Annotated in this window: 7 protein-coding genes; 1 reads left to right on the forward strand and 6 read right to left on the reverse strand. The window is 40.4% G+C overall.

The window, feature by feature from the left end; translation table 11 throughout:
* Positions 1-391: 391 nt before the first annotated feature.
* The 6 genes from K245_RS0103375 to K245_RS0103400 all read right to left on the reverse strand — a co-directional run bounded on the left by K245_RS0103375 (position 392) and on the right by K245_RS0103400 (position 7,554).
* Positions 392-1,870, reverse strand: a complete 1,479-nt coding sequence (locus K245_RS0103375) for a rhomboid family intramembrane serine protease (RefSeq protein ID WP_027358173.1) — start codon at positions 1,868-1,870, stop codon at positions 392-394.
* A gap of 300 nt (positions 1,871-2,170) precedes the next feature.
* Complete coding sequence (locus K245_RS0103380; protein ID WP_027358174.1) at positions 2,171-3,460, reverse strand: citrate synthase; 1,290 nt, start codon at positions 3,458-3,460, stop codon at positions 2,171-2,173.
* A gap of 403 nt (positions 3,461-3,863) precedes the next feature.
* A complete protein-coding gene (locus K245_RS27595) occupies positions 3,864-4,034 on the reverse strand; it encodes a hypothetical protein (protein ID WP_156906684.1) in 171 nt (56 codons plus the stop codon).
* A gap of 421 nt (positions 4,035-4,455) precedes the next feature.
* The gene (locus K245_RS22895) at positions 4,456-5,169 is read right to left on the reverse strand and encodes a pseudouridine synthase (RefSeq protein WP_035276387.1); all 714 of its coding nucleotides are present in this window, start codon (positions 5,167-5,169) and stop codon (positions 4,456-4,458) included.
* Between the two features lie 180 nt (positions 5,170-5,349).
* Positions 5,350-7,143: a thioredoxin domain-containing protein gene (locus K245_RS22900; protein ID WP_051283831.1), complete on the reverse strand. Its 1,794-nt coding sequence runs from the start codon at positions 7,141-7,143 to the stop codon at positions 5,350-5,352.
* A gap of 183 nt (positions 7,144-7,326) precedes the next feature.
* Positions 7,327-7,554 carry a hypothetical protein gene (locus K245_RS0103400; RefSeq protein ID WP_027358175.1) on the reverse strand — a complete coding sequence of 76 codons (228 nt, stop codon included), beginning with the start codon at positions 7,552-7,554 and terminating at the stop codon, positions 7,327-7,329.
* A gap of 343 nt (positions 7,555-7,897) precedes the next feature.
* Between K245_RS0103400 and K245_RS27155 the strand changes: the two genes are divergently transcribed.
* Positions 7,898-8,102: transposase (locus K245_RS27155; protein WP_027358177.1), on the forward strand; the 205-nt coding region annotated here is incomplete at its 3' end.

Genomic DNA, 8,102 nt, shown 5'->3' on the forward strand with positions numbered 1-8,102 from the left:
ATAAAGTAATGAAAGAAGCAGCTCCGAGAAATCATATTTTTTTGTGGACCTGCTTTTCAAAAAGGCTCTTTTCCCGTTAAGTGTGGAATATTTTATCATTCCAATAACTAACTAATACTTTTAATAAAAAATGGCCTCCGGCGGGTCGCTTTTTGAAAAAAGCTCCGCAAAAACTTTCAGGTAATTAGACAGTGCGTGCACAATTTTAGGGAATTTGCGTCTGATCATAATAAAAGCATAAAGCTTTTGAGGGGACTTAAGGAACTTTTTTACTAAAAGTTCCCCAAGATTCATAACTCCAAAAAGGATTATTATTTCGCTTTTCAACATCTAAGGGGAACATAGCCTTCAAAAAAGCGGCCTTGCGAAAACAATCCTGAGTTGCTCTGAATCACATTATCAGCCCTTTTGCGTCCCTTGCCGCCTGGGAATCAGGATATGAACTGATTATTGTCTCCAGACACTGGTTGCGTTTATCTGACAACCCAGCCTTTTCAAAAACAAATACAATCTTGAGCATCAAGGAAGGAACCCTTGACTTGCTATCCGCAGGTAGTTTTGAAACCCCAAGAGCAAGTCCGAGAGCCTTGTCATATTTTCCGGATATGGCCATGCGGAGAGCAATTTCAGCATATAATTCAGGGTCAAGTCTCGGTCTCTGGACTATGGAGACATAGGCGTCATAAACCTCGACAATTCTTCCAGCATCGGCCAATTTTTTTACCATGATCCTGATATACATCCCTGCAGCAGCGTGAAGTTTCTCAGCATCCCTCCTGCTTTTTTCAATTTCGAATATTTTTTTTGCGGCTTCTTCATGCTCAGGATTAATTTCAAGGATCTTCTGAAGAGACTGCACGGCAAAGTCAATCTCAAGCCTGGCCATATGATTCATGGCTTTCACAAGAAGATCCGAGCAAGGATCCTTTTCAGGCTCTTTATCCTCATCAATTACATCAAGCCTTACAAATCCGGCTCTTCTTGCGGCAAAACCCAGCACCGCACCTGCCGCAAGACCTGAGGCATGGGCCATATATGCTACGGGCGAACCAGTGTTAGAATAATATGAATATATTTCATTACCGAGCCAGAATGGCAGAAAGATTATTGCAGGAAGTTTGACAGTATCAATATAAACTCCGAGATTTATAAAAACCCGCACAGGTTTCATTCTATAAATAACAGTGAAAGCGCCCATTATTGCAGAAATAGCCCCTGAAGCACCTACAAGGGGTGTCATGCTTCCTTCTGAAAAGAACGAAAAGCCAATCACGGAAGCAAATCCGCCCAAAATATATAAAAGCAGAAAGGTCAGATTCCCTGTCCCAGCTTCAAGAAGTATTCCAATGATCCAGAGGAAAATCATATTTCCGACAAGATGAGAAACTCCGCCATGAAGGAACATGTGGGTCAAAAAAGTTATGGGTTTCTTCTCACCAGGAATAAAGCCGAAAGAATAAAAAACAGCTTCTGACCTCATAGCCTCAAACTTCTGCCTCAATTCCCTCCATTTTTCATAATCATCATCATCGGCAGATAAAGCAGTGCGGTCTTCGAGCTTTTTTAAAAACTCGTCATCATCCTTCATCTTGCTGTAGAGGTAATCCCCCACAGTTTCGCTTATTTCCGTATTATCAGGAATATCAAGATAGATGCTGTCGTAGTTTCTGTTGATTTTGGCCCATTTTGCGTAAGCCCTTAGCTCGATCTTAACAAGACCTGATTCATTGTAAAACTCGGATGCTTTTAAATAAGATTCAGTATCCTTAAGCTGAAAAACTAAAAATATGGAGATATTGATTATGATAAGAATGATTGTAACTATCGGAGGATTTCTCCAGGACATCCTTTCAGGCAGAGGCATCAACATAAGGTTCTCCTTCTTGAATTTTACAGATTTCCGAAGAAATGCAATCCGCAATTATCAGAAATTCATTCCCTAAAAATGCAGGGCTAAGCAAGATCAGTTTTGATTGTTCATTAAAATTTTAAAATTCGTAAATGGACGGAATATTACTTTTCACAAAGAAAATTTAATAGGAAAGAAATCGTCTCGTCATTCTATAGATGGCTATGCTCGATTCTCGGCGTCAATTATCAGCTAAATGGGAACAAGAATCAGACATGGATAAAAAAACCCGGCGTAAAGCCGGGTTTTATATTTCAGTATTTATATTCTCTGACTTGTGGGAACATAATTTCTTTGCTGTTCTCCAGTATAAATCTGGCGTGGCCTGCTTATTCTCCAGTGAGGATCGTTAATACTCTCTCTCCACTGGGAAATCCAGCCGGGAAGTCTCCCTATTGCAAACATTACCGTGAACATGTTTGTGGGAATTCCCATTGCCCTCAATACTATGCCGCTGTAAAAATCAACATTTGGATAAAGATTATGATCAACAAAATAAGGATCAGTAATAGCTATCTCTTCAAGTCTCTTGGCAATATCGAGTAAAGGATCCTCTCTTCTGAATTTTGAAAGAATCTTATCGGCCATGCGCTTCATTATTTTTGCCCGTGGGTCGTAGGTTTTGTAAACCCTGTGACCAAAGCCCATAAGCCTGAAAGGATCTTTCTTGCTTTTTGCCTTTGCTATAATGGTTTCCAAAGGAATTCCATTTTCATGTATATCTGTGAGCATTTCAATTACAGCCTGATTCGCGCCTCCATGCAGAGGCCCCCAAAGAGCTGAAACTCCTGCGGAAATTGCGGAGTAGAGATTAACCTTTCCGCTTCCGACAACTCTCACAGCTGCGGTGGAACAGTTCTGTTCATGATCAGCATGAAGAATCCAGAATACGTTGAGCGCCTTTACGATATCTTCATCAATTATATAAGGCTTTACAGGGCTGTCGAACATCATATTTAAAAAATTGGCGCAATATGAAAGATCATGTCTAGGATAAATAACCTTGTCGCCTTTTGAAATCTTGTAGGACATGGCCGCAAGAGTCCTGACTTTTGAAACAAGACTCAAATATGTGTACTCAGGGTTAGCAGGATCATCATGATCATAAAGTTCAGGATAAAATCCTCTTAGGGCATTAACCATTGATGAAAGAATATTCATCGGGTGCGAACCCCTTGGAAAGGCCTGAAAAAAAACATGCATGGACTCATGAATCATGGACGTATCATTCAGAATCATTCGAGTTCTGTTAAGCTCATCCTGGGTTGGCAAATGCCCATTTATAAGAAGATACGCAATTTCCACAAATGTTGCGTATTCAGCCAGCTGCTCGACAGGAATCCCTCTGTATCTTAAAATTCCGCGCTCACCATCCATATATGTAATGGAACTTGCACAGCTTCCTGTATTACCGAAGCCCGGATCATAGGTGATATATCCGGTTGAGCTGAGAAGCTTTCTGATATCAATGGCCTTGTCACCTTCTGTACCGGTAAGCACAGGCAGGTCATAAGATACCCCGTCAATAATGAGCTTGGCGGTTTCGTCCATGGTAGTATGCTCCCTTTCTAAAAAACCTTAATCCACCCCCTGGGTGCGGATTACGACATCAATTATCCCGATTGCCAATGCAGCCCCCAAAAAAATCATACTGCAAGACGCCCCTGTTCAGGAATCGTGCAATATAACTCAAGGTGTGCCATAGGTCAAGCCCTGACGCCTGGATACAAATATACTGAATTCTTTAGAAATTATACTTTTTGAAAAAAATAAAAAAAAGAAATCCCTGCCGTTATAACAAAACAGCAGGGACCAAGGGGATAAATAGAGAGATCAGATCATAAAACAAGTCAGGAAAGATTTGCTCTGTTCCATATTCCAAATAACATTTTTATGCTGTGGCTGCATTGCGCTAAAGTAGATTAACGCTGATATGTCATTCGGATGAAAAGAATCAATACATTGAATAAGCTTTGTTAGAAGTCATGGCATCTTTGGTGCCTGCCATATGATAGCCTGAATTATTATGCGAATGATCAACTGCTTCCATTACTTCTTTTTTTTCACTTTTGCTGTTTTTTGAAGGGGCGTCTGAATCTGAATAAATGCGGTAATTTTTTTCCATTTTAAACACTCCTGTTTTTTTGGTTTTGGGGAAGGCGAAGTCTTCTGAAGTCATACAATCTTTATGAAGTAATGTATCTTACCGGACGGATTGTTGTCCATAGGTCTGGGGATTCATTTTATGGGGGGACAGGATTTTCACCCGACCTGATACCCGGGATGATCGGGAGAACACCTTAGTGCAACGCAAAAGATAGTAAAAGTTTAATATATTTGTTTAAAAACAAATATTTATCTTGCATAAGAACATCAAAAAGAGCTATTATACTTAGATTTTAAAATTCTAACCTCAAAGACATCTTGATAAAGAATAACAACATCCCAAGAATTCAAAATAATTGACCGTTAAGATCAGACAATTGCATTTCTTCAGCAAAAATCGTGGCCAGTCCTGAAGCAACAAATCGGCTTTAAGAAGAATTCTAATCATAAGCTTCCATAGCCACTTTTAGAGCAACATCCCAACCAAGAACAGAATAAAAACCCATAATATCGTCATCAGGTTTTGAAATGACCTTGATATCTTTCCCGGAAACAGGACACTTGAAAAAGCAAAGCCATGAAAACAGCATCAGTCTTCTTAATCCTGAAAGATCAAAAACCCTGTTATTGTGACGAATATCACCATGGGTCGAATCCCCAATGACAGGATGGGATATTCTTGAAAAATGCCGTCTTATCTGATGCCTACGTCCCGTACCAATATTTACATCCACAAGGGAATATCTTGAAGTACTGTACCGCCCTGTGGGAATATCAATCTCTTTTGTCGCAATTCTCTTGAAATATGTAACCGCATCTTTCTGCCTGCCAGACGAATCTGATAAGGGACTGTCAATTACGCCTGATTCAGGAACAAATCCCCTTACCATTATGAAGTACTTTTTTTTAACAGATCTTTCCTTGAGAAGAGAGCAAAAACCTGAGGCAGCTACGGGAGAAAAAGCAAACATCATCACGCCGGATGCGGCCTGATCGAGCCTGTGAACAGGATATAGTTTTTTCCCTGTCTGGTTTCTTAGCTCCTGGAGCAAAAAAAGGCCTGTCCTGTGAAAGGAACTGCGGTGTACAGGAATACTGTTTGGCTTATAAATTCCTATATAATTTTCATCTTCGTATAAAATCTTAAAATCCATTTGACAGCCGATTTCAAAATCACCAAAAAAGCGCTATCAAGCCCGCTACACATAATCGTATTTGAAGGGGCATTCCTTGCGCATCATCAATTCAAATTTATGGACTCGCAAAAACTAAAAAAAGGCAACGGCATCATGCCGAACTTGATCCGGATGTAGTTTAAGCTGAAACCGGACTGTTTAAGACTTTGTCAAACTTTCATGACAAGCAAAGAACCAGCTGAAGCCATCAGGCCATTTTATGGCACTGCCTGCAATATTTTTTTCAAGTCTTTCAGATATTTTTTTCCAGTCAGGCCGGCCCACCTTATCTGAAAGCACCCTCAAATTATAAAATGCTGCGGAATTTGAGGAAGGTATCGCAGAATCATTCATGTCAAAAGGATTCACGCACAAAACCCCTTTTTTATCTGCCATCCTGAAAACCCCGGAGTCTGAATCAAAAAAATCGGCAATCATTATTTCCTGTAATTCTGAAGCCCATTTAACATATTCGTTTTTTTCCGAAACATCTGCAAGATGAAGAAGCCCGGTAATCAAATGAGAATAATCCTGGGAAACAGGAGGGATCAAATCATAGATTTCCATTCCTCCACGGAAAAGCCGACCGTCACAAGCCCTCATGCTATTTTTAATAAAGCCCGCAGCTTTTTCTGCGGCATCGATATAAACCTGATTGCCTGTATGTCTGAATCCAAGCGCAAAGGCCATTATCGCAAGACCATTCCATGAGACAAGTATTTTTTTATCGAGCAGAGGCATGGTTCTTTTTTGCCTCGCCTCGTATAAAATTTTTCTAATTGAATCAAATCCGGGTAAAAAGACTTCTGACTCGTTTTCTGAACTACTTATGGCCAGAATATTTCTTCCTGCATTTTTCCCTGTAGCCTCATCCTTATAGTTTCCACGAGCAGAAACCCCAAACCAGGTTTCAAGAAATATCAGATCCTTATCATCCAGAATCTTTTCAAGCTCCTTATACTCCCATGTATAAAACAATCCCTCTTCGCCCTCACTGTCAGCGTCCTGGGCAGAGTAAAATCCTCCGTCAGGAGAAGTCAGGTCAGTCAGAACATAATCAAGTATTTCACAGGCAGTTTTTAAAAAGAATCTATCCTTTGTAATATCATAGGCCTCAAGATAGGCGCATGCGCTTAAGGCCTGATCATACAGCATCTTTTCAAAATGCGGCAAAAACCATTTTGTATCAGTGGAATATCTATGAAATCCTAACCCCACGTGATCCCATATACCTCCAAAGCGCATTTTTCTGAGAGTATTTGTTGCCATCTCAAGAAGTTCATTTTCTCCCGTCAGTCTGGATCTTCTCATCAGATAAATTAGAGTGTGTGGCATGGGAAATTTTGGATGCGGCATAAAACCGCCATTTTCTCTGTCATATCTTGATTTGAATTTTTTATCTGCCTGAAAAAAATCTTCGGGACTTAAAGGATCTCTTTGATAAATCCTGTAAAAATTTGCAAGGGCTTCCCTGACAGAATAAGCGGACTCAAGAACAGCTTTTCTGTTTGTACTCCAAAGATTATGAACCCGGCCTGCAATTTCCTTGAGGCCTGTCCTGCCAAACGCAGACTCCCTTGGAATATATGTTGCGGCAAAAAAAGGAAGCATGTCAGGTGTCAAAAAAATTGAAAGGGGCCAGCCCCCGCTTCCGGAAATCATATTACAGGCGGTCATAAACATTTCATCAACTGCAGGATGCTCTTCCCTGTCCACCTTTATACAGACAAAGACCTTATTCAGTATTTCTGACGTTGCTTCATCATCAAAACTCTCATGTTCCATTACATGGCACCAGTGGCATGCGGAATAGCCGATGGAAAGAAAAACAGGCTTATTTTCCCCACGAGCCTTATTAAAGGCCTCTTCGCCCCAGGGATACCAATCAACGGGATTAGTTGCGTGCTGTTGCAGATAAGGACTTTTTTGATTTATGAGCCTGTTTGCTTTCATGACTTTTCCTTATATTAAAAAGACCTCAAAAAGAATTAATGCAAAATAATTTATTTATGAGAGACCGACTGCAAACAAAAAAATCAACATCAGCGGCATAAAAAAACCGCGCCCAGATTGGTTCTCATAAACCTTAGAGGGTGCGGTTATTATCATGTTTAATTCTAATTATTTCAAATGAACCTAAAACTGGCCAACCTGAAAGCCAAGTCCTATGCACTCATTTTTATCAAGACATCTTTCCGCATCATCAGGATCAAGAAAAGTCCTCACATGATGCCCGTTTCTTTCAAAGTCAATTTCCCAGGCTTTAAGTTCCTTTACATAGTGGACATCCAGGTCTTTACCGCATTCGCCAATATTTGGAAAAACTTCTCTTATTTTCTGACAAACCTGTTCGTTTGTATACATAAGCCACCTCCATGTCTGCTGCGCCTTGTTTACTCTAAGATAACAACAAAAGCAGGGCAGTCAATCGGAACACATGGAGATCATTACTTAGATTTTTCAATATTGACAAAGCCACAAGTCACCAAAAGGCATCGGCGTTATGTAGGACTTGATCCGGCATCTTTGCATTTCAGTTACTTCTGGATTCCGGCTCCCGGTTTTTACAAGGACAGCCCCCGCCGGAATGAAGGGAATCTGACTTTTTGCGGGGCCAGCAATATTAAATTTTTTGATTACCATTTTTACTCCGCCATGCTTATCTTAAGGCATGTGAAAGATTATCCAGATATGATGGAGGTGTAGCATGGCAAAAAATATGATCCAATTTCAAAAAGGAAAGAGTATTCACGAATTCCTGTCCGAATATGGGACCGAAGATAAGTGCCAAGACTCATTATTCAGACTTAGATGGCCGCATGGTTTTAGTTGTCCGAATTGCGGCGGTTCGAAATTTTGCGAGCTCAAATCAAGAGATCTGTACCAATGCCACAAGTGTCACCATCAGGCGT

The sequence above is a fragment of the Desulforegula conservatrix Mb1Pa genome (assembly GCF_000426225.1).
Lineage (GTDB): Bacteria > Desulfobacterota > Desulfobacteria > Desulfobacterales > Desulforegulaceae > Desulforegula > Desulforegula conservatrix.

What these genes read in the sequence shown, in the direction of transcription:
- K245_RS0103400 (WP_027358175.1), bottom strand. Translation starts at nt 7,554, where the DNA reads ATGTATACAAACGAACAGGTTTGTCAGAAAATAAGAGAAGTTTTTCCA.
- K245_RS22895 (WP_035276387.1), bottom strand. Translation starts at nt 5,169, where the DNA reads ATGGATTTTAAGATTTTATACGAAGATGAAAATTATATAGGAATTTAT.
- K245_RS22900 (WP_051283831.1), bottom strand. Translation starts at nt 7,143, where the DNA reads ATGAAAGCAAACAGGCTCATAAATCAAAAAAGTCCTTATCTGCAACAG.
- K245_RS0103375 (WP_027358173.1), bottom strand. Translation starts at nt 1,870, where the DNA reads ATGTTGATGCCTCTGCCTGAAAGGATGTCCTGGAGAAATCCTCCGATA.
- K245_RS27595 (WP_156906684.1), bottom strand. Translation starts at nt 4,034, where the DNA reads ATGGAAAAAAATTACCGCATTTATTCAGATTCAGACGCCCCTTCAAAA.
- K245_RS0103380 (WP_027358174.1), bottom strand. Translation starts at nt 3,460, where the DNA reads ATGGACGAAACCGCCAAGCTCATTATTGACGGGGTATCTTATGACCTG.